The following is a 21,959-nucleotide window of genomic DNA, read 5'->3' as shown; positions in this document are numbered from 1 at the left end:
GTCGGGTCAGCGCACGATGAGCACGGACAGGGTGCGGGGGCCGTGCACGCCTTCGACGCGTTCGAGTTCGATGTCGCTGGTGGCGGAGGGTCCGGCGATCATGGTCAGGGGTCGGACGGGGTCGAGGCGGGCGATGGCTTCGGGGACGGTGTGCACGATCTGCTCGGCGTGCAGGACGACGAGGTGGAAGTCGGGGACCAGGGTGATGGCGCGGCGGCCTTGGCCGGGGCCGCCGTCGAGGGTGATGGTGCCGGATAACGCGATGGCGACGGTGGCGGTGGTGACGACGGCGTCGATCCGGTCGAGTTCGGCAGGGGTGAGCACGGTGGGGGTGCCGTCGGTGGTCAGGGTGCGGCCGGAGCGGGCGGCGGCCGCGGCGATCGCCGGGTCCAGATCGGGTGCCAGCACCACCGACCGTTGATCGGCCAGGGCGGTGTCGATGGCGTCGGCGAGTTGGTCGGGGGTGATCTCGCGGACGTGGGCTTTGTAGTCGACGAGGCGGTCGATCATCAGTTCCAGCACGGGGGGGCTGCCGGGCGGGTGGTCCCCGACGCGGATGTAGTCGCGGGGGATGGGTGGTGGTGGGGTGGTGTCGGCGGCCAGGGCGCTGCGGATGCGGCCCAGGACGGTCTCGCGGCTACTCATGATGCGTTTCCTTCCACCATTGCCGGAACGTCTGCTTGGGCGGGGCGGGCATGTCCTTGGTGTGGGTCCAGGCCGATCCGGGGAACGGCAGGTGTTTGATCTTCTTGTCGCGGCCGGCGACGAGTCGGCCGGCGGCCAGGCCTTTCTCGGCGGCGGCGAACCGGGTGGGGTCGCTCATGATCCAGGCGGCGGCTTTCATCGCGGCGTCCCAGCCGCCGGGGATGGTGCGGCCGCGGTCGGCATCGACGGCGCGGCCGCGCAGTTCGACGAGCAGGTCCGGGATGGGGATCTTGACCGGGCAGACGTCGTAGCAGGCGCCGCACAGCGAGGAGGCGTAGGGCAGGGTCGAGTTCACGTCGTGGTGGCCGTGCATGCCGGTCAGTTGCGGGGTCAGCACGGCGCCGATCGGGCCGGGGTAGACCGAGCCGTAGGCGTGGCCGCCGGTGCGTTCGTAGACCGGGCACACGTTCAGGCAGGCCGAGCAGCGGATGCAGTGCAGCGCGGCCCGGCCGACCTGGTCGGCCAGGGCGTTGGTGCGGCCGTTGTCGAGCAGGATGAGGTGGAAGTTCTGCGGGCCGTCGCCCGGGGTGACCCCGGTCCACAGCGAGGTGTAGGGGTTCATCCGTTCCCCGGTCGAGGAGCGGGGCAGCAGCTGCAGGAACACTTCCAGGTCGGTGAACGTGGGCAGGATCTTCTCGATGCCCATCACGGTGATCAGGGTCTCGGGCAGGGTCACGCACATCCGGCCGTTGCCCTCGGACTCGACCACGCCGATGGTGCCGGTCTCGGCGATGCCGAAGTTGGTGCCCGAGATCGCGACCTTGCTGGCCAGGAACTTGCGCCGCAGGTGTTCCCGGGCGGCCATCGCCAACCGGCGTGGTTCATCGGTCAGATCGGCCGGGGCGTCTTCCATTTCGGCCAGAAAGATGTCGCGGACCTCGGTGCGGTTGCGGTGGATGGCCGGGACCAGGATGTGCGAGGGCGTGTCGTGGCCCAGTTGCACGATCAGTTCGGCCAGATCGGTCTCGACCGCGGCGATCCCGTTGTCCTCGAGGTATTCGTTGAGGCCGATTTCCTGGGTGGCCATCGATTTGACCTTGATGACCTCGTCGACGCCCTGCGCGCGGACCAGTTCGGTCACGATCCGGTTGGCCTCCTGGGCGTCGGTGGCCCAGTGCACGACGCCGCCGTGGGCGGTCACGTTGGCCTCGAACTGTTCCAGCAGCGCGGGCAGGTTCGACATCACCTGCGTCTTGGTCGCCGCGCCGGCATCACGCAACGCTTCCCAGTCGGGCATCTCGTCCACGACCAGGGCTCGCTTGCTCCGGATCACCGATGTGGCGTGGGCCAGGTTCCGCCGCAACTGATCGTTGGCCAACTCCCGCCGGGCCGCCTTCGGGAACGGCAACGCCCCCCGCAACGGCGACTCCTCCTGCGCCGCGTGTTTTCTCGGGATTCCCAGGAACGTGCTCATGCCGTCGCCTTTCCAACTCGCCTCGCGGGCTCGGCGACCTGGACGCGGCGCCGGCAACTGTGTCGATGATTCGTTCGGCAAGCCTCACTCATGCGGCGACCTGCTCTCGGGTCGAGGCCAGGATCTGGGCCAGGTGGATGGTGCGGATGCCGGTGTCCTGGCGGGACAGGCCGCCGCCGATGTTCATCAGGCAGGACGCGTCGCCGGCGGTGCACCGGTCGGCGCCGGTGCCGACGATGTTGCCGACCTTGTCGGCCAGCATCGCCGAGCTGGTGTCGGCGTTCTTGATCGAGAAGGTGCCGCCGAAGCCGCAGCACTGGTCGGCGCCGGGCAACTCGACCAGGTCGATGCCCTGGACCGCGCGCAGCAGCTGCAGCGGCTTGTCGCCGACCCGCAGCATCCGCAGCGAGTGGCAGGTCGGGTGGTAGGTGACCCGGTGCGGGTAGTACGCCCCCACATCGGTCACCTTCAGCACGTCGACCAGCAGCTCGGACAGCTCGTAGGTGCGGCCGGCCAACGCGGTGGCCCGGTCGGCCAGCGCGGTGTCCCCGACGCGGCGGGCGACCATCGCCTGCTGATGCCGGACCGACCCGACGCACGATCCGGACGGGGCCACCGCGACATCGAAGTCGGCGGCCTCGAACACCTCGACGTGCTGCCGCACCACCGGCACCGCTTCGGTGAGATACCCGGTGTTGACGTGCATCTGCCCGCAACACACCTGATCCGCTGGGAACACCACCTGATGCCCCAGCCGTTCCAGCAGCACGGTGGTGGCCTTGGCCACCTCGGGGAACAGCGCGTCACCCAGACAGGTGGCGATCAACGCGATACGCATGACGGGACTCCGGTCAACTCATGCAGCGGCGGAAAGAGTTGCAGGTACGGCGTTCGAAGCCATTCTCGGACGGCGCCGGGCGGGGCGCCGTCCGAGAACCGGTGTCAGGTCAGGGGATCATCCAGGACAGCACGTTGCTCTGCAGGTAGACCAGCACGCACATGGCCAGCAGCAGCCCGACGCTCCACTTCAGGACGCGGCGCAGGATGTCCGATTCCTTGCCGAGCAGGCCGACCGCGGTCGCGGCGATGGTCAGGTTCTGCGGGCTGATCATCTTGCCGACCACGCCGCCGGAGGTGTTCGCCGCGACCAGCAGCGTCGGGTCCAGGCCGGCCTTCTCCGCGGCCGACTGCTGCAGGGTGGCGAACAGGGCGTTGGCGCTGGTGTCCGAGCCGGTCACGGCGGTGCCGACCCAACCCAGGATCGGGGACAGGAACGCGAAGAACGCGCCGGTGCCGGCGGCCAGCCACTGGCCGATGGTGATGGTCTGGCCGGACATGTTCATCACGTAGGCCAGGCCCAGCACACTGCCCACGGTCAGCAACGCGAACCGCAACTTGTAGACGGTCTTGCCGAACTCCTTGACCGCCAGGCCCGGCTTGATCCGGTAGGCGATCATCACGATCACCCCGGAGATGATCAGCAGGGTGCCCGCGTTGGACAGGTACCCCAGGGTGTACTGGGTGGCCGTGGACGGCTTACCGGCCAGATTCAAGATGTTGCCGTCCGAGCCCGGCCAGCCGAACTTGATATCGGTGCTGGCCAGCCACGTCTTGAGCGGGGTGAACAGCTTGGCCAGCGAGAACACCACGATGACCACGATGTAGGGCAGGAACGCCATCACGGTCCGCCCGGCGGTCAACTTCTCCGTCGAGACCGCGGTGGCCACCGGAGCGCTACCGCCGGACGGGCCGCCGGTCGGCTCGACGTGCTCCTCCTTGGCCGCCAGGGCCAGCCGCTCCCGGGCCTCCACGGTGCCCTTGGGCTTCCAGAACTTGAGCATCACCACGACCGAGACCAGCGCGGCCAGCGAGGCGATGATGTCGGTCAGCTCGACCGAGATGAAATTGGCGCTGATGAACTGGGCGATGGAAAAGCAGATGCCCGAGACCAGGGCGATCGGCCAGGTCTGCTTGATGCCCCGCTTGCCGTCCACGATCATCACCAGCAGCAGCGGTACGAACATCGCCAGGATCGGGGTCTGCCGGCCGACGACCGCACCGATCTCGTGATAGTCGATGCCGGTCAGGTTGCCGGCAGTGATGATCGGGATGCCGATCGCGCCGAACGCGACCGGGGCGGTGTTGGCCAGCAGTACCGTGGCCGCGGCCCGCATCGGGGAGAACCCAAGCGAGACCAGCATGACACCGGTGATCGCGACCGGGGCGCCGAACCCGGCCAACGCCTCGAGCAACCCACCGAAACAGAACGCGATGATGATCCCCTGGATCCGGGGATCGTCCGAGATCCGGTTGAACGCGGTCCGCAGATCCTCGAACCGGCCACTGATCACCGTCAGCTCATACAGCCAGATCGCCGCCAACACGATCCACATGATCGGGAACAACCCGTACAAGATGCCCTGCGAGGCACCCAACAACGTCAGATCGACCGGCATCCCGAACGCCAGGATCGCCACCAGGATCGACGCCGCCAACCCGGCCAGGGCCGCGAAGTGCGCCTTCGTCTTCAACACACCCAGGAAGATGAACACCACAGCCAACGGGATGATCGACACCATCGCCGTGAGAAAAACACTGTCGCCGACAGCAGTGATGTCGGGCTGATACGGGGTCGCCATTGATCCTCCACGGGAAGCGCGTGATCCGGTCGGGCCGATTTGGTCTGACCAAAGAATGAAAGGACCATAAGGCATACCTGATAGGCTGTCCAGGGTTGCGGCAAAAAATGTCGCCAGCGATGCCTGCCGCTCGGAGCGGCGGTGGCCGAGCATGAGGAGAGCCGATGGCGGCACCGGCCGGTTGGGAACCCGTTCAGCGCGTGCCGACCTATGAGCTCGTGCTCCGGCGCATCGAGGAACAACTGATCAACCGCACGCTGCGGCCCGGGGATCGACTCCCACCCGAGCGTGAGCTGGCCACGATGCTGGGCGCGTCCCGCCCGGCCGTGCGCGAAGCGCTGCGGGTCCTGCAGGCTCAGGGCGTCGTCCGGTCGGCGGTCGGTACCGGGGCGGACTCCGGGACCATCGTGACCCAGGCGCCCTCGGGCGCGCTGACCCGGCTGCTGCGGGTGCACCTGGCCGTTGCCTCGTTCCCGCTGTCCGACGTCGTCGAGTCGCGGGTGATGTTCGAACGGTTCAGTGCGCTGGGCGCGGCCAAGGCGATGACGCCCGAGGTCCTGGCCCGGATCGAGAAGCCCTTGCTGGCGATGGACGAGCCCGACATCGAGCGGGCCCGGTTCAACGAACTGGACACCGAGTTCCACGTCGCGATCGCCGAGGCCGGCGGCAACCAGTTCATCGCCGACCTGACCGTGGCCGTGCGGGAGTCGATTCGCAGCGACATCCTGGGCACGCTCGAGCAGGCCGGCGACTGGCCGGAGATCCGGGACGGCCTGCGGGCCGACCATCATGCGATCTATCAGGCGCTGGCCACCGCCGATGGTCCGGGCGCCGCGGATGCGCTGGAGCGCCACATCGAGGGCTTCTACGTCCGCATGAAAGTCGGCGTGTCCGGCTGACGGGTCGGGCTCGGACTCAGAGGACCTTGCCCGGGTTGAACAGGTGCCGCGGATCGAGCGCGTCCTTGATCGCCTGTTGCAGCAGCAACGATCCGGGGTCCAGTTCGCGGCGCAGCCCGCCCCGCTTGAGCAGCCCGACGCCATGCTCGGCGGTCACGGTGCCGCCGAAACCGATGGCCGCGTCGAGCATCTGCTCGAACGCCTGCTGGGCGCGGATCCGGGCGGCGTCGTCGCCGGGTTCGGACAGCATCAGCGGATGCAGGTTGCCGTCGCCGGCGTGGGCGATGGTGGCGATCTGCACACGATGCTCCGCGGCGATCCGTTCGATCGCGGCCAGCATGTCCGGCACCTTGGACCGCGGCACGCAGATGTCCTCGGTGAGCACCGGCCCGAGCCGCTCCAGGGCCGGGTAGGCCAGGCGACGGGCCTCGAACAGCGCCTCGGCCTCCACGTCGTCGGTGGACAGCGCCGCCCACAGGGCCCCGCTGCGCTCGAACGCGTCGGCCACGGCCGCGGCCTCGGCCTCGCCGCTGTCGCCGGGGGTGTCGACCCGGGCCAGCAACAGCACCGCCGCGTCGGCCTCGACGTCCAGATTCTTCCAGTCCCGCGCCGCGTTCAGGCAGGTGCGGTCCAGCAGCTCCAGGGCCGACGGGGTCAGCCCGAGCCGGGTGACCAGCGCGACGGCCCGGCCGGCGTCGACCAGGGTGGTGAAGGCACCCACGATGGTCCGGGGCACCCCGACGGGCGCGGGCCGTAGCCGCAGGGTGATCTCGGTGATGACGCCCAGCGTGCCTTCGGAACCGACCATCAGGCCGGCGATGTCGTAGCCGGCCACGCCCTTGGCGGTGCGCCGTCCCAGCCACACCGCGGTGCCGTACCCGGCCGGGCCGCCAACCACCGCGCGCAGGCCGAGTACGTAATCGCGGGTCACCCCGTACTTCAGGCAGCACAAGCCGCCGGCGTTGGTGGCGGTGTTGCCGCCGATGGTGGACCAGGGGGCGCTGGCCGGGTCCGGCGGGTACCAGAGCCCGTGCTCGGCCACGGCCGCCTTCAGATCGTTGTTGACCACGCCCGGCTGCACCACGCAGGTCAGATCGTCGGGGTTGATCTGAACGACGGCGTTCATCCGGGACAGGTCCAGCAACAGGCAGCCGTCGACCGCGTTGGCCCCACCGGATAGTCCGGTGCCGGCCCCGCGGGCGACGATCGGCGTGCCCAGCTCGGCGGCCACCCGGACCGCGGCCTGGACCTCGGACTCGGCGCGGGCCCGGACCGCGGCCGTCGCCGCGCCGACCGGAGCCCACTCAGCCTCGTCGCTGGACAGCGCGCGCAGCACGTCGGGATCGCTGGTGATCCGGTCGGCCGGCAGGACCCGATCCAGGGCCGTCAGCAGCACGCTCGTCATGCCCGGGATGGTACGACGCGGGCTCAGGCCGGTTCGGCGTCCGCGGCGGCCTCCAGTGCGGCGATGTCGATCCGGCGCATGGTCAACATGGCCTGCATGGCCCGGTTGGCCCGGGCCGGGTCCGGATCCTGCAGCAGCTCGGTCAACCGGGTCGGCACCACCTGCCAGGACAGGCCGAACCGGTCCTTGAGCCAACCGCACTGGTCCTGGTAGCCGCCCTCGGACAGCCGGTACCAGTAGTGGTCGACCTCAGCCTGATCGGCGCACATGATCTGGAACGAGATGGCCTCGGAGAACGTGAACTGCGGCCCGCCGTTCAAGCCGATGTACCGGGTGCCGTCCAGGGTGAACTCGACGGTCAGCACGGCGCCCTCGGTGCCCGGGGTGTCCGGGCCGTAGTGGGTGATGCCGTCGATGGTCGAGTTCGGGAAGACCTCGGTGTAGAGCCGGGCGGCCGGCTCGGCCTGGCCGTCGAACCACAGGCAGGGGATGGTCGCGGGCATGTCAGATCTCCATTCCTTCGCCAAAGCGAGAGCGGGCGTCGTGCGGAATCAGGGGTTTGGCGGCGCGGGCCTTGATCTGCTGCACCGCCCAGGTGTTGCCGTCGGGATCGGCGAAGCCGAAGAACGTCCCGCCGTCCCGCTCGTCGAACGAGGTGATCTCGTCGCACTCCACCCCGCGGCCGACCAGCTCGGCCCGGGCCGCGGCGGCGTCGGCGACCACCAGATGCAGGCCGCGCATCGAGCCGGGCGCCATCTGGTTCTGGGCCGGCAGATCGCCGACCACGATCGAGCAGCCCGATCCGGGCGGGGTTAGCTGGGCCACGTGCATCCACTCGTTGGTGGTGTCGTGGTCCAGGTGGAAACCGATCTTGTCCCGGTAGAACGCGATCGCCCGACCGATGTCGGCGACCGGCAGGACGACGACCTCGAGGGTCCAATCCATGGTGGTGCTCCTTGCTTCTGGGGTGCGGCTGCTGGGGACGGCTGCTCGGGTACGGCTGCTCGGGTGTGGCAGGGGTCGTGCGGGAGTGGGAGGACTACAGGCCGGCGGCGACGGTGTCCAGGCGGGCGTAGCCCTCGACCAGTCCGGTCTCCATCCCGCTGGCCACCATTCCGTCCCGGGCCTCCAGGGTCGGGTACACGCTGTGGATGGACAGCCGGGCGCGGCCGCCCCCCAGGTCGGTGAAGGTCATTGACTCGATGGCGACGACGTCCGGGAACCCCTCGTACTCGAAGGTCTGGATGGCGAAGTCGTTCTCCCGGACCACGTGGAACACCCCGCGGAAGCGGTACTCGCCGCCCTTGCCGTCGGTGTGGGTGTACCGGTAACCGCCGCCGCTGCGGAAGTCCCACCGCTCGACATCCATCTCGTAACCGTTCGGGCCGAGCCACTGCTTGACCAGGTCCGGCTCGGCATGGGCGCGGAACAGGGCGGCGACCGGCGCGTCGAACTCGCGCACGATGTCGATGAACGGCACCCCTTCGGGGGCGTCGATGGTCACCGGGTGGGTGGCTGAGGTTGTCCTGGGGGCGGTCATGGTTCGTCCTTCCTCTCGGGCTCGGATCGCGCCAGGAGCGCGTCCAGGCTGCGGAACTGCTGTTCGTGGATCAGCCGGTAGCGGTCGATCCAGGCGGTGAGCGCCTCCAGTTGGGCGGCGTTCAGGTGCACCGGCCGGCGTTGCGCCTCCCGCGTGCGGGTCACCAGTCCGGCCTGCTCCAACACCTGAATGTGTTTGGACACAGCCTGTTTGGTGATGGCGAACGGCTCGGCCAGTTCATTGACCGTGGCCGGCCCGCGGGAGAGCCGGGCGATCATCCGCCGCCGGACGGGGTCGGCCAGGGCCATGAAGGCCCGGTCCAGCCGGTCGTCCGAGGAGGGATCCACGATCACTTTGTCAACCGATCTCTTTATCAACTGATCGGTTGACTACAGTAGCGCGGGAGATCGGGCGATGTCAACGGTCGTCGAGGCGGCGTCCGGCCGGCCGAGCGCTGTCGGTCGGGCGAGGGTGTTGCCGGATGGAAGGGGCGCGCTGCCCCGGCGAGCGGGACCCGGCCATGGGAGTCCGATGTGAGGGTCGCCAACGGAATAGATCCAACGACCCTTCGGTTGGACCGTGCAGTAAAGTTGAGTCGAACAGACGCAAGTCCTTTGACACGAACTTGACAGGTCTCGATTTCGCGGGCATCTTCGCCGAGGGATCCAGATAGATCGCAGTGAGAGATAGCCGTTCCGACGAGGCCCGACCGGGCCGCGTCACCGAAAGACCCGGCGGAGGGTTCCACCGGGCAGTGTGCAGGAGGAAATTGCATGTCCCGTGCCGTCGGTATCGATCTCGGTACCACCAACTCGGTCGTTGCTGTCCTGGAGGGCGGCGAGCCGACCGTCATCGCTAATGCCGAGGGCGCCCGGACGACGCCGTCGATCGTGGCCTTCGCCAAGAACGGCGAGGTGCTGGTCGGTGAGGTCGCCAAGCGCCAGGCCGTGACCAACGTCGACCGCACCATCCGGTCGGTCAAGCGCCACATGGGCACCACCTGGAAGTCGCCGGACGTCGACGGCAAGACCTACACCGCGCAGGAGATCAGCGCCCGGGTGCTGGGCAAGCTCAAGCGCGACGCCGAGTCCTACCTGGGTGAGAACGTCGTCGACGCGGTGATCACCGTGCCCGCGTACTTCAACGACTCGCAGCGCCAGGCGACCAAGGAGGCCGGCGAGATCGCCGGCCTGAACGTCCTGCGCATCGTCAACGAGCCGACCGCCGCGGCCCTGGCCTACGGCCTGGACAAGGGCGAGAAGGAGCAGACCATCCTGGTCTTCGACCTCGGTGGTGGCACCTTCGACGTCTCGCTGCTGGAGATCGGTGACGGCGTCGTCGAGGTGAAGGCGACTGCGGGCGACAACAAGCTCGGCGGCGACGACTGGGACGAGCGCGTCGTCAAGTGGCTGGTCGACAAGTTCAAGGCCGCCCACGGCATCGACCTGACCCGCGACAAGATGGCCATGCAGCGCATCCGCGAGGCCTCCGAGAAGGCCAAGATCGAGCTGTCCAGCTCGCAGCAGACCTCCATCAACCTGCCGTACATCACGGTGGATGCGGAGAAGAACCCGCTGTTCCTGGACGAGACGCTCTCCCGCGCCGAGTTCCAGAAGATCACCTCCGATCTGCTGGACCGCACCCGCAACCCGTTCCACCAGGTGATCAAGGACGCCGGCGTCAAGGTCGGCGACATCGACCACGTGGTCATGGTCGGCGGGTCCACCCGGATGCCGGCCGTCACCGAGCTGGTCAAGGAGCTGACCGGTGGCAAGGAGCCGAACAAGGGTGTGAACCCGGACGAGGTCGTCGCCGTCGGCGCGGCCCTGCAGGCCGGCGTGCTGCGCGGCGAGGTCAAGGACGTGCTGCTGCTGGACGTCACCCCACTGTCCCTGGGCATCGAGACCAAGGGCGGCATCATGACCAAGCTGATCGAGCGCAACACCACGATCCCGACCAAGCGGTCCGAGATCTTCACCACGGCCGAGGACAACCAGCCGTCGGTGCAGATCCAGGTCTATCAGGGTGAGCGCGAGATCGCGGCCTACAACAAGCGTCTGGGCATGTTCGAGCTGACCGGCCTGCCGCCGGCCCCGCGCAACGTGCCGCAGATCGAGGTCACCTTCGACATCGACGCCAACGGCATCGTGCACGTGTCGGCCAAGGACATGGGCACCGGCAAGACCCAGTCGATGACGATCACCGGCGGCTCCGCGCTGCCCAAGGACGACATCGACCGGATGATGCGCGAGGCCGAGGCGCACGCCGAGGACGACAAGGCCCGCCGCGAGGAGGCCGAGGTCCGCAACCAGGCCGAGGCGCTGGTCTACCAGACCGAGAAGTTCCTCAAGGACAACGACGAGAAGCTGCCCGAGGACCCCAAGGAGCGGGTCAAGGGCTGCATCACCAAGGTGAACGAGGCGCTCAAGGGCACCGACGTCGCCGCGATCAAGTCCGCCGTCGAGGAGCTGGCCAACGAGTCGCAGCAGCTGGGTTCGGCGCTGTACGCGCAGACCCAGGCCGATGCGGCCAGCGGCTCCGCCGACCCGGGTGCCGGCTCGTCCTCGCAGCCGGAGGAGGAGATCGTCGACGCCGAGATCGTGGACGAGGGCGACAAGAAGTGAGCGGACCCGACAAGCACCCCGAGCACGAGGAGCCGGTGATCCGGGACAACCGCCGGGTCGACCCGGCCACCGGGGCGGTGCGCGAGCCCGCCGCCGGCCCGGCCGGCCAGGCGTCCAGCCCCTTCCCAGGGGCCGGACGCCACTCGGCGGCCGACCCGGCCGATCCGAACCAGGCGGCCCAGCCGCTGTCCGTGGACCTGTCCGCGGCCGAGCTGGACCTGGCCCGGCAGGAGGCGGCCGAGCGGACCGCCGACCTGCAGCGGGTGACCGCCGAGTACGCCAACTACCGGCGCCGGGTCGATCGGGACCGCGAGGTCCAGGCGGCGGCGGCCAAGTCGGGCGTCATGCTCGACCTGTTGCCCGTGCTGGACGACCTGGACCGGGCCCGCGCCCACGGTGATCTGACCGGTTCCTTCGGCGCGGTCGCCGACAAGCTGATCGCGGTCGTCACCAAGCTCGGCCTGAGCACGACCGGGAAGGTGGGCGACCACTTCGACCCGGCCGTGCACGAGGCCGTGCAGTTCGGTACCTCGGCCGAGGTCAGCGAGCCCACGGTGACCACGGTGTTCCGCAGCGGTTACGAGTTCGGCGGCAAGTTGCTGCGGCCGGCGGTCGTGGTCGTCACCGGGCCCGAGCACGCCGCGGACGCGGAGACCCCGAAGGCGGAATCCCCGGAGGCGGGCGCGTCCGCTTGAGTTCCGGTGACCGATTGATCAGAGCCAAGCGCAGGAAGGGAGGTTCCGGGTGAGCGCCAAGGATTACTACGAGAAGGACTTCTACAAGGAACTGGGCGTGGTCAAGACCGCGTCCGGGGATGAGATCAAGAAGGCCTACCGCAAGCTCGCCCGGGACCTGCACCCGGACAAGAATCCGGGCAACAAGCAGGCCGAGGAGCGCTTCAAGGCGGTCTCCGAGGCCTACGACGTGCTCTCGGATCCGGCCAAGCGCAAGGAGTACGACGAGGCCCGCAACCTGATGGCTTCCGGCGCGTTCCGCGGCTTCGGCGGCGGAGCGGGTCCGGGGGCCGGTGGTGGGACCGGCGGCTTCGACATGAGCGACCTGTTCCGCAACGCCTCGCAGGGCGGGGCGGACGGCGGGCTGGGCGGGTTCGGCGATTTGTTCGGCGGCCTGTTCAACCGGGGTGGCGGCACCGGTCCCGGCACCGGTCGGGTACGGGCCCAGAAGGGCGCGGACCTGGAGACCGAGGTGCGGATCGGGTTCGCCGACGCGGTCAACGGGGTGACGGTGCCGCTCGGGCTGACCGAGCGGGCGACCTGTCCCACCTGCCACGGCATCGGCGCCAAGCCGGGAACCGCCCCGCGGGAGTGCCCGGTGTGCCACGGATCCGGTCTGACCACCCGCAACCAGGGCTCGTTCGCCTTCTCCGAACCGTGCGCCAACTGCCACGGGACGGGGTCGATCATCGACGACCCGTGCCCGACCTGTCACGGCGAGCGGACCGTGCTGCAGACCCGCCGGCTGACCACCCGCATCCCGGCCGGGGTGTCGGACGGTCAGCGGATCAAGCTGGCCGGCAAGGGTGAGCCCGGTGCCGGCGGTGGCCCGAACGGCGACCTGTACGTGGTCGTGCACGTCTCCGGGCACGAGCTGTTCGGCCGCAACGGCGACAACCTGACCCTGACCGTGCCGGTCACCTTCCCCGAACTGGCCCTGGGCACCACGCTGACCGTGCCGACCCTGTCCGGGTCGGTCAGTCTGCGGGTTCCGGCGGGCACCGGCAACGGCCGCAAGTTCCGGGTCAAGGGAGCCGGGGTGACCCGCAAGGGCGTCACCGGCGACCTGATCGTCACGGTGGAGGTGGCGGTGCCGCAGAAGCTCTCGAGCGAGGCGAAGGCCGCGCTGGAGGAGTTCGCCAAGGCGCAGACGGCCGATCCGCGTGAGGCCATCACCCGGGCCCTGCGGTCCCGGGACGGCGCCGCGGCCGGTAGCTCGTCATGACCGGGTCGCGGGCGGGCGGGGCCGACCGGTCGGGCCCGGGATTCGAGATGGATGCGCCGCTGTTCGTCATCTCGGTGGCGGCGCAACTGGCCGGGATGCACGCCCAGACCCTGCGGTCCTACGACCGCGAGGGTCTGGTGTCGCCCGGCCGGACCGCCGGCGGCGGTCGGCGTTACTCGCACCGCGACATCGAGCTGCTGCGTGAGGTGCAGCGGCTCAGTCAGGACGAGGGCGTCAACCGCGCCGGCATCCGGCGGATCATCGAGCTGGAGGCGCAGGTCGACGCGTTGCGCTTGCGGATCGCCGAGATGAGCGACCAGATCGCCGATCTGCAGGACGCCTTGCTCAACGCGCGGCTCGACGCCACCAACGCCGCCGCCAACGCGATCGCCGGCCTGCGCCGGGACGTGGTGCCCTGGCAGCAGCCGAGCACGGCCCTGGTGGCCTGGCGCCGCCCCCGGCGCTGATCGCGCACTGCCGCGTGGCGGTGGTCGAACCGGCCGTCAACGGGCGGCCGGCGGCCACGAGTCCGCGCTCTCCCGCCGGAGCTGGGTGTGGATCAGCGCGGTCGCGGCCTCGGCGGACATCGGCCGGCCCAAGTAGTAGCCCTGCCCGTCGTCGCACCCGTACATCCGGAGCATGGGCAGTTGGTCGGCCGACTCGATGCCCTCGGCGGTCGTCTGCATGCCCAGGCTGTGCGCCATGGCCACGGTCGCGGCGACCAGCGGTGCCGGATTCGAACCGGCCAGCAACTCGATGAACGACCGGTCGATCTTGACCCGGTCCACCGGCAGCGTGTGCAGCCGGCTCAGTGACGAGTACCCGGTGCCGAAGTCGTCGATGGCCAGCTTGATCCCCTTGTCGTGCAACTCGTGCAGCACGCCCAGGATCAGGTTGCGCTGATCCAGCGTGCTCTCGGTGATCTCCAGCTGTAGATCCCCGGGCTCGAGCCCGGCATCGGTGAGGGCCTCGAGCACGGTCGCCACCAGAGTGGGCTCCTGGATCTGGCGCACCGACAGGTTGACCGACATGGTCAGGGATCGTGTCGGGGGGAACAGCCGCCGCCACCGCGCCGCCTGGCTGCAGGCCTCCCGCAGCACCCACCCGCCCAGCGGCACGATCAGTCCGGAGGACTCGGCCAGCGGGATGAAGCTGCTGGGCGGGATATCGCCGCGGACCGGGTGCTGCCAGCGCAGCAGCGCCTCGAACCCGCGCAGCTGCCCGGAGATCAGCGAGATGATCGGCTGGTAGTGCACGCTGAACTGCTGCTCGTCGATGGCCAGCCGGAGCTCGGCGTCCATGATCAGCCGCTGCAGCACGCTCTCGTGCATCGAGGCGCGGTAGACCTGCACCACCCCCTTGCCGGCGTCCTTGGCCGCGTACATGGCCAGGTCGGCGTTGCGCAGCATCGACTCGGCGGTGTCGTCGCCGGTGGACAGGGCCACCCCCACCGACGCGTCCGGGGTGATGGTGTGGGCGTGCACCTGGACCGGTCGCCGCAGCACTCCCAGGAGCTGTTCGGCGATGGCCAGCGCCTGGCTGTCGCAGGTGCGCTCCAGCAGGACCGCGAACTCGTCGCCGCCCAACCGGGCGACCGTGTCCTCGGCCCACAGGGACGTGCGCAGCCGGGTCGCCACCGTGATCAGCACCTGGTCCCCGGCCTGATGACCCAGGCTGTCGTTGACCAGTTTGAATCCGTCCAGGTCCAGCAGCAGCAGGGCGAACGGCTCGGGCTGGCGCTGCTGGCGGGCGATCGCCTGATCCAGCCGGTCGCCCAGCAGGGCGCGATTGGCCAGGTCGGTGAGCGGGTCGTGCAGGGCCTGCCGGATCAGCGCGGACTCGACCCGCCGGCGCTCGGTCACGTCGTGCATCACCAGCACGGCGCCCAGCACGGCGCCGTCCTCGTCCTGGAGGCGGTGGGCGCTGGACAGCACGATGCGGCGATCCGCGCCCGGTTCGCCGAACACGGTCTCCACGTCGCGGACCAGCTCGCCGCGCAGCGACCGGCTCAGCGGCCGCTCGTCGGGTGGAATCGGGGTGATCCCATCGGCGTGGTACACCGGCGGCTGCTCGATGCCGGGCGGCGGCATCCAGGGAGCGGGCGGCAGATTGAACATCTCCCGGGTGCACAAGTTGATCAGGTTCACCTGCCCCTGGGCGTCGCAGGCCACGACCGCGGAACCGATGTTTTCCAGGATCGCGTCCAGGAAGCGGGCCTGATGGGCCTGCCGGCGGGCCGCCATCCGGGCCTCGGTCACGTCGATGACCTGCACCCCCATCTGGATCGGGGCGCCTTCGACGGTGCGGAACACCGCCGCCGTGTGTTGGGCCCACAGCGGCTTGCCGTCGGGCTTGCGGTATCGAAGCTCGACCGGCAGACCGGCGCCGTCGATGGTGCCCACTCGGGTGAACATCTCCTCAGCCCGTGCGGCACTCGCCGGGTCGACCCACGTGGGCAAGCGAGTGCCGACCAGGTCCGACTCCGGGCGGCCGAGCATTCGGCAGTAGGCAGGGTTCGCCCGGTGGATTCGACCGTCGATAGAGGTCCACAATCCGCCGGTCAACGAGTCCTCGAAGGCTCGCTGCAGCAGCGACTGGACGTCGTCGAGTTCGGCCATGCTCCGGGTCAGGTCTCGATCCAGGGTCGTCGCGTGTGCGTGCTTTTCCTGGCTGATCAGCAGCCGCCGGCCGGCCACCATGGACAACAGGACCAGGGTGGCGACGATCAGTGGCGGGCGGCGGACGATGTCGCCGACGACGGCGGCCACCAGGATCACCACGACGGCCGCGTTGGGAATGAGCTCCTGGGCCGGGGTCAGGACGGCCCGGGGTCGTCGCCCCTGCGGCCCGGGATCACGCCAGGTGGCCGCGGCGAGCAGCAGCAGCGCGGCCACCGACCCGGCGGCCAGCGGCCAGGTCGCCGGGTTGGTCAACGCCACCGCGCTGGTCAGCGCGAGCAGGCCCAGGCCGCCGGCCGCCAGCAGCCAGGGCCTCCGGGCCCCCTCGGCGTAGGTCAACCCGATCATCACCAGGGTGGTGGCCAGGGCCGCGGCCAGTGCCGTCTGGGTCAGTAGGGCCGCCCATCGCCCCTGCTCGGAGCCGGTTCGGCCGCCCGCGAGATGCATCAGCAGCACCCACGCGGCGAACAGGACCGAGCCGCCGACGATGAGGCCGTCCAGCACCTGCCGGATGAAGGTCATCGGCCGCTCGGCCGCGCCGTCGAGCACCCAGGCCGCGACCAGGACCGGGCCGGCGTACCCGAAGAGGCCGACGGTGGCGACAATGCCCGGTGCCTGGTCGGCCGCCGAATCGGCCCACCAGATCATGTCCCCGACGGTCCAGAGCGCGATCGCCCCGGAGGCCCACCACCAACCCCGGGCCGGCCCGCCGCGCAGCCCGGCGATGACCCCGCCGACGATGGCCACCGTCGCCGCCAGTCCGACCGCGACCCGGCCCAGGCGCGGGTCGGACACCGCGCTCACCAACACCCACCCGATCAGCCCCAGGGCGACCAGCACCCGGACCGGACCGGAGGACGGCGCCGAACACCGTCGCTGGTCCGGCCGAAAGACTGGCCTCATCCCGTACCCCCCGACCGTGTGAAGCTGCCCTTCTGTCCCCATGATCGGGCCTGATCAATCGCCCGATGGCCGCCCGGTGTCCCCGGAACGTCGATCAGCTGGCTACTCGGGGTGTGCAACTATCACGGTAGGTAATGAACGCCGGACGCGATGGTGATCGCCACCCGGCCTCACCGGCGGCGTACGCGGAGGGTGGCGGGGGCGGCGACGGGACCACCGGCCGTCGGTGCAGGCAGCGCCGGTCGCGAGGGTCCGCCGGGGGCTGTGTGAGCTTCTCGATCGAGTGAATCCGGTCCCGCGGGTCGGGTGGCGGCTGCTCAGCCGAGCCCGAGTTCGTCGGCCTGGACGACGACCGCGCGCCGGTTGCCCACGCCCAGCTTGGCCAACACCGCGGACACGTGATGGTCAGCCGTCTTCGTCGAGATGAAGAGCCGGTCGGCGATCTCGGCGTTGGTGAACCCGCGGGCGACCAGCTTGGCGACATCGAGCTGGCGGTTGGTCAACCCGGCGGGATTGGCCCGGGTGGCGGCCCGGGGCCGGGGCGGGACGGCAACCACCCCGTCGCGGCGCAGGCCGGACCGGAGCCGGTCGGCGGAGCCGACGGCGCCCAGGGCGTCGAGCAGTTCGACGGCCCGGACCCGGTCGGCGGTGATGGGGGAGTCGGCCCAGGCCATCGCCTCGGCGAAGGACTCGCCGGCGCGGTGCCACCACCGCGCCGCGCGGTCCCATTGGCCGACCAAGGTCAGCGCGAACGGCTCGGCCACGGTGACCGTCGGATCGGCGAGCAAGCCCAACCGCGCCAGCCACACGGCGAGATCACCTGCGGCCCAGGAGGTTCCGGGCACATCGAGGAGCCGGGCGAGCTCGCCGGGGGCGTCCTGAATGACCCGGTCATCGGGCACTCCGGTCATCCACATCCGTTCGGCCAGCGCCGAGAACACGGCCGATCGGCGCAGTGGCTCGTCGATGCGGCCGACCAGGTCCCAGGCCGCGTCCAACGGATCGGGAGTGGGCCGGACGGTGCCCTGCCGGAGCGGGGCCAGCGCCGTCACCAGCAGCGGCCAGACGGTCGCCAACGGCATGCCGTCACCGTGCAGGACGAAGTCGGCGTCTTCGAGTGCGGCGCTGAAGCGCCCGCGGGCGAAGTGCAACCGGGACCGGACGCCGGTCTGCCACTGCCGGCAGATCGGGATGTCGCGTTCGTCGGTGAACGGCAGGGACTGTTCCAGGACGTGTTGCGCATCCCGCAGCCGGCGCTGTTCGACATCGAGGTTGGCCAGGTTGGAGTAGCCGGTCGAGGCGAGCTCGTCCAGGTTGTGGTTCCGGGCCGCCTCGATCAGCTGCGCGAGCGAGGCGCGCGCCGACTCGTCACCGCCGGACAGAGCGGCCGCGGCTCGGACCAGGCGGGTGCGGATGGCCAGTGGTTGGTCCTGGCCGGTCTCGGCAATGCGGCCGGCGTCGTCGTGACAGGCCAGCGCGAGGTCGAAGTCGTTGCGCATGTAGGCCAGGTAGCCGCGAGTCGCCCGGGCCTGCCCGAACGTCAGCTCGGGACCGGCTTCGCCGGCGATGGCGCAGGCCCGTTCCGCATGTTCCTCGGCCTGCCGGCGGCGGGCGTTGTAGTACTCGAACACGGCGACCTCCTCGTGGGCGGTGGCCAGCCCACGTGGGTCGGCGGCCTCCTGCCACAGGGGGAAGGTCGCACTGACCGTCCGGATCGCCGCGTTCAGGCGATTGGTCATGTACTCCTCGAAGCCCAGATGCAGCAGCAGATCGGCGCGCTCGCCGGCCGATGCCCCGACCAGGTGGGTCAGGGCGGTGCGATAGAAAGCCACCGCCTCGGTGTGGGAGCCGGCGCTCGTGGCTTGTTGGGCCGCCGCGCGGGCGTACCGGGTGGCCCGGGCGGAGTCTCGGGCGCCGACCGCGTGGTGCGTGAGCACTGCCGGGTCGGGTGGGTCGATCTGCTCCAGGGCCGCGAGCAGCCGCGCGTGCAGCTGCGGCGCTCCGCCCGGGGGAATGGTGCTCTCCACGGCCTGGCGGGCCAGTTCGTGACGGAAGACCAGCCCGTCCCGGCTGCGGATCAGCAGGCCGGTGCGGTCCAGCCGGCGCAGGGTGGGCAGGTCCACGCCCAGGGCGGGCAGGGCGCGATCGTCGAGCCGATCCGGCGCGCAGGCGACCAGCTGCAGCACCTCGACGTCCGTCGGGCTGACCGGCACGGTCCGGGCGAGTACCGCGTCCCGGACCGAAGTCGGCAAGGGCAGGTCGGGCTCTTTGACCACTTCGGTGACGAAGAACGGGTTGCCCCCGGTCAGCGTGTGCACCCGGACCGGGTCCAGGGCGGTCGAGCGAAGCAGCTCGCCGACGCCCGCCACCGTCAGGGCCGCCAGGCGCACGGTCGTGAGCTGTTCCAGCCGGGCGAAGTCGTCCAGCAGCACTCGCGCCGAGTGCCCGGGGCCGATCTCGTGGTCCCGGTAACTGACCAGCAGCGCGACCGGCATGGAGGGCACCCGCCGGGCCAGAAAGCGCAGCACGTCGACCGAGGCGGCGTCGATCCAGTGCAGATCCTCGATCACCAGAATGGTCGGCTCCGCCCGCAAGGCGCGGAAGACCAGCTCGCAGATCTCGGACAGCATCGGCTCGCGCGCGAGGTCGGCCGAGAACCCAGCCTCGCCGGCCAGATCACGGAACGGTCCCAGCGGGCGGGGTGTGCTCAGCGGATCACAGCTGGCCCGCAGGACGCGGATGCCGGAGCCTTCCCGGCAGGCCGCCGCGATCAGGGCCGATTTGCCGATGCCGGGTTCGCCGGCCACCGCGACACCGGCGCCCTCCCCGGCCGCCGCGGTCACCATGGCCATCCGCAGGACATCGAACGGATGGTCCCTTTCGACCAGTTTCACCCGTCGAGAGTAATTCGCGACCGCCACCGGGAAATCCGCTGGGCGAGTGAGCGGAGGGACCCCCGGCGGCCGGGCATTGCCGCGCCCGGCCAACCGGAGGGCGGGACCGATCACCGAGCCGGCATCAGATCGGCCGTCTGCGGGCCGAACTCGTTGGTCACCTCGGCCACCAGGGTGCACGGGAAGCCGCCGCGGCGGGCGTGTTCGCGGATCGTCTCGGCATCCTGCGCCTCGTGCACGCAGTAGATCTTGTCGCCGGCGACGTAGCTGGTCACCCAGGTGTAGGGCACACCCAGCGAGGCCACGGCGTCATTGGAGGTCCGGGCGATCTTCGCCAGATCCTCGGTGGTCAGGTTCGCGGCACCCGGCAGGTCGCGCTCGATCAGGTAGCGGGGCATGGGAGCTCCTCGGGATCCTCCGGCGACCCGATGCCGCCGGTGTGCCACTACTGTCCGGCCAGCCCGGGGTGCTCGACATCGGGAATGGCTCCCCATGTTTCGCACCGGCGGCCACCCAGAAAGCGCGCCCTTGCGGTCCTCCGGGGGACCCGGCACCCCCTCGGCCGACTAGGCGATGGGCAGGTCGGCCACTCGGGACGCGGCGAAGGCGAGCGTGGCCAGGGCCAGCACGATCAACAGGGCCCGGGCCGGTTGGTACCGGAACGAGGAGGTCACCCCGGCGAAGAACAGGGCGACGGCCAGCACGATCGTGTTCAGCACGTACTGCTGGGAATAGTCACCCGCCTGTTGCGCGTCCTTCGCTGCCTGGTCGGCCTGCTCCTGCGCCTGCAGGTAGGTCGAACGCAGACTGTCCAGGTACTCCGGGTCCTGCACCAGGGGGGTCGGCGCCTGGCCGGCGGCGACCTGCGCCTCCCACTTGTCCAGCGTCGGCAGGAACTCCGGCCGGAACAGCGACTGCCGGTAGAACTGGACCAGTCCGGTGTTGCCGGCCTGCACGGCCTGGGCGTAGAGGGCAACCATGTTCGTGTCGTAGCTGATCGTCTGGATGGCCCGGCCGAATTCCCGGTTGCCGTCCAGCCGGTGCTCGGCCTCGATCCGGTTGTCGTCGGTCTGCACGCCGGACCACTGGGAAGCCTGATAACCGCACCAGGCGGTGCCCAGGGTGGTGACCGCCAGGAGCAGCACCGCGATGATCTCCAGCAGACGGTCGAAGAAGGACTTGTCCTGGTTCACGCCGGGGCCCCCGGATCGTTCTGGTCGACCAGGATGTCCTCATTCACCGCGGTGGCGACCGGGACCGCGGGCCCGGCCCGCAGGGCCACGTTGAGCGCCTCGGTGCGGTCGACCAGCTCGCGCCACAGGTCGGTCTCCCGGTAGCGCCAGGCCCCGTCGTTGGGCGAGCTCATCTGCTTTTGCAGGTCGGCGTCGTTGAGGGCGCGCAGGGTGCGGGTCTGCGCCTCGGCCCGTTCCCGCTCGAGCTCGTACTGGGCGCGCACGGTCGCCTGCACGACCTCCCCGGTCTTGCCCAGGTCGGCCGTACCCAGGACGAACCCGGTCATCGAGATGCCGTCGGCCTCCAGGGCGTCGCGGACGGCGGTGGCCAGCCGCTGCTCGCAGGCCTGCCGCTCGGCGCCGAAGAACTGCTCGATGCCGTCGTGATGCTCGGCCAGCGAGCCCAGGACGGCCCGGGCGCTGGAATCGCGGACGATGCCGAAGATCCCGTTGGGCCCGAACCGCTCGTGGACGGTGCGCAGGTTCTCGGCGAGCAACTGGAAGCGCACCGTGAAGACGACGACCGCCTCGGTCCGGTCGCCCAGGGTTGCGCGCAGCGGCGGGCCGGACATCTCCAGCCGGTCGAAGGCGCCCCGGCTGACCCGGCGGTCGCCGAGGTGGCGGTTGAAGCCGACCCCCTCGTCGGCGCTCTGGCCGTCCGCCCGGTAGGCCAGTTCGACCGAGGGGTACTCCTCAATGATCACCCGCCGGAACGCGAACACGAAGTGCCCGCCCGGCAGCAGCGAGCGGTCGGTGGCTTTGCCGCGGGACATGACCAGCCCGAGGCTGCCCGAGGGCACCCGGACCAGCGACGCGGCCAGGATCACCCAGACCAGCAGGCCGATCGCGGGCAGGATCAGGATCAGCAGGATGATCCAGGCAAGAGTGCTCATCGACCGTTCCTCCCGACTGGCACGGCCAGCGGGCCGCGGTCGCGATTGTTCGTGACGAACCTATCCGGGCATGACAAATCAGGCACCGCCGCATCTTGGACCATGCCCGACGGCCGCGCGTCATCCGGCCCGGATGATCACGGGGGGTTGCGCCCGTCGCGAACGACGCACTCA

19 protein-coding genes are annotated in these 21,959 nt (G+C 70.1%); 5 read left to right on the top strand and 14 right to left on the bottom strand.

All coding sequences use genetic code 11. The features are described 5' to 3' along the window. Nucleotides 1-6: 6 nt before the first annotated feature. The 4 genes from NAMU_RS25910 to NAMU_RS25895 all read right to left on the bottom strand — a co-directional run bounded on the left by NAMU_RS25910 (nt 7) and on the right by NAMU_RS25895 (nt 4,758). Nucleotides 7-645 carry a LutC/YkgG family protein gene (locus NAMU_RS25910; protein WP_015750300.1) on the bottom strand — a complete coding sequence of 213 codons (639 nt, stop codon included), beginning with the start codon at nt 643-645 and terminating at the stop codon, nt 7-9. Beyond that, the gene (locus tag NAMU_RS25905; RefSeq protein WP_015750299.1) at nt 638-2,119 is read right to left on the bottom strand and encodes a LutB/LldF family L-lactate oxidation iron-sulfur protein; all 1,482 of its coding nucleotides are present in this window, start codon (nt 2,117-2,119) and stop codon (nt 638-640) included. The genes NAMU_RS25910 and NAMU_RS25905 overlap by 8 nt, the downstream gene beginning before the upstream one ends. An 88-nt stretch (nt 2,120-2,207) precedes the next feature. Next, nucleotides 2,208-2,957 (bottom strand): (Fe-S)-binding protein, encoded by a 750-nt coding sequence (locus tag NAMU_RS25900; RefSeq protein WP_015750298.1) that lies wholly within the window; start codon nt 2,955-2,957, stop codon nt 2,208-2,210. 109 nt (nt 2,958-3,066) lie between these two features. Then, a complete protein-coding gene (locus tag NAMU_RS25895) occupies nt 3,067-4,758 on the bottom strand; it encodes an L-lactate permease (RefSeq protein WP_015750297.1) in 1,692 nt (563 codons plus the stop codon). 164 nt (nt 4,759-4,922) lie between these two features. Here NAMU_RS25895 and NAMU_RS25890 point away from each other — a divergent pair, with 164 nt between their 5' ends. Next, complete coding sequence (locus NAMU_RS25890) at nt 4,923-5,657, top strand: FadR/GntR family transcriptional regulator (protein WP_015750296.1); 735 nt, start codon at nt 4,923-4,925, stop codon at nt 5,655-5,657. 16 nt (nt 5,658-5,673) lie between these two features. On the opposite strand, the gene NAMU_RS25885 is transcribed toward NAMU_RS25890, so the two are convergent. The 5 genes from NAMU_RS25885 to NAMU_RS25865 all read right to left on the bottom strand — a co-directional run bounded on the left by NAMU_RS25885 (nt 5,674) and on the right by NAMU_RS25865 (nt 8,955). Beyond that, nucleotides 5,674-7,062 carry an FAD-binding oxidoreductase gene (locus tag NAMU_RS25885; RefSeq protein WP_015750295.1) on the bottom strand — a complete coding sequence of 463 codons (1,389 nt, stop codon included), beginning with the start codon at nt 7,060-7,062 and terminating at the stop codon, nt 5,674-5,676. A 23-nt stretch (nt 7,063-7,085) separates the two neighbouring features. After that, complete coding sequence (locus NAMU_RS25880) at nt 7,086-7,565, bottom strand: VOC family protein (RefSeq protein WP_015750294.1); 480 nt, start codon at nt 7,563-7,565, stop codon at nt 7,086-7,088. Nucleotide 7,566: 1 nt separating this feature from the next. Next, nucleotides 7,567-8,007, bottom strand: coding sequence for a VOC family protein (locus tag NAMU_RS25875; protein WP_015750293.1), 441 nt, complete (start codon nt 8,005-8,007; stop codon nt 7,567-7,569). A gap of 94 nt (nt 8,008-8,101) precedes the next feature. Then, complete coding sequence (locus NAMU_RS25870) at nt 8,102-8,602, bottom strand: SRPBCC family protein (RefSeq protein WP_015750292.1); 501 nt, start codon at nt 8,600-8,602, stop codon at nt 8,102-8,104. Next, on the bottom strand, nt 8,599-8,955 hold the full coding sequence (locus tag NAMU_RS25865; protein ID WP_015750291.1) for an ArsR/SmtB family transcription factor: 357 nt from the start codon (nt 8,953-8,955) through the stop codon (nt 8,599-8,601). Before NAMU_RS25865 ends, NAMU_RS25870 begins: the two co-directional genes overlap by 4 nt. A gap of 420 nt (nt 8,956-9,375) precedes the next feature. Between NAMU_RS25865 and dnaK the strand changes: the two genes are divergently transcribed. The 4 genes from dnaK to NAMU_RS25845 are packed head-to-tail and all read left to right on the top strand — an operon-like array spanning nt 9,376 to nt 13,652. Further along, the gene (dnaK, locus tag NAMU_RS25860) at nt 9,376-11,226 is read left to right on the top strand and encodes a molecular chaperone DnaK (protein WP_015750290.1); all 1,851 of its coding nucleotides are present in this window, start codon (nt 9,376-9,378) and stop codon (nt 11,224-11,226) included. Continuing rightward, a complete protein-coding gene (gene grpE, locus NAMU_RS25855; RefSeq protein ID WP_015750289.1) occupies nt 11,223-11,921 on the top strand; it encodes a nucleotide exchange factor GrpE in 699 nt (232 codons plus the stop codon). Before dnaK ends, grpE begins: the two co-directional genes overlap by 4 nt. Nucleotides 11,922-11,970: 49 nt before the next feature. Further along, entirely contained in the window at nt 11,971-13,185 is a 1,215-nt protein-coding gene (gene dnaJ, locus NAMU_RS25850; RefSeq protein WP_015750288.1) for a molecular chaperone DnaJ, read from the top strand. Beyond that, nucleotides 13,182-13,652 (top strand): heat shock protein transcriptional repressor HspR, encoded by a 471-nt coding sequence (locus tag NAMU_RS25845; protein WP_015750287.1) that lies wholly within the window; start codon nt 13,182-13,184, stop codon nt 13,650-13,652. The genes dnaJ and NAMU_RS25845 overlap by 4 nt, the downstream gene beginning before the upstream one ends. A 36-nt stretch (nt 13,653-13,688) precedes the next feature. Here NAMU_RS25845 and NAMU_RS27930 read toward each other — a convergent pair whose 3' ends face one another. The 5 genes from NAMU_RS27930 to NAMU_RS25820 form a co-directional block, all read right to left on the bottom strand. Beyond that, nucleotides 13,689-16,766 (bottom strand): putative bifunctional diguanylate cyclase/phosphodiesterase, encoded by a 3,078-nt coding sequence (locus NAMU_RS27930; protein ID WP_138180480.1) that lies wholly within the window; start codon nt 16,764-16,766, stop codon nt 13,689-13,691. A gap of 317 nt (nt 16,767-17,083) precedes the next feature. Beyond that, nucleotides 17,084-19,660, bottom strand: a complete 2,577-nt coding sequence (locus NAMU_RS25835; protein WP_138180478.1) for a helix-turn-helix transcriptional regulator — start codon at nt 19,658-19,660, stop codon at nt 17,084-17,086. Nucleotides 19,661-19,770: 110 nt separating this feature from the next. After that, the gene (locus NAMU_RS25830) at nt 19,771-20,058 is read right to left on the bottom strand and encodes a DUF4242 domain-containing protein (protein ID WP_015750284.1); all 288 of its coding nucleotides are present in this window, start codon (nt 20,056-20,058) and stop codon (nt 19,771-19,773) included. 168 nt (nt 20,059-20,226) lie between these two features. Next, a complete protein-coding gene (locus NAMU_RS25825; RefSeq protein WP_015750283.1) occupies nt 20,227-20,853 on the bottom strand; it encodes a hypothetical protein in 627 nt (208 codons plus the stop codon). After that, nucleotides 20,850-21,785, bottom strand: a complete 936-nt coding sequence (locus NAMU_RS25820) for an SPFH domain-containing protein (RefSeq protein ID WP_015750282.1) — start codon at nt 21,783-21,785, stop codon at nt 20,850-20,852. The genes NAMU_RS25825 and NAMU_RS25820 overlap by 4 nt, the downstream gene beginning before the upstream one ends. Between the last annotated feature and the right edge of the window lie 174 nt (nt 21,786-21,959).

Origin of the sequence: Nakamurella multipartita DSM 44233 (assembly GCF_000024365.1) — a bacterium.
Classification (GTDB): domain Bacteria; phylum Actinomycetota; class Actinomycetes; order Mycobacteriales; family Nakamurellaceae; genus Nakamurella; species Nakamurella multipartita.
Note: the sequence above shows the minus strand (reverse complement) of the source record. Positions and strands in the feature narration are given on the sequence as shown.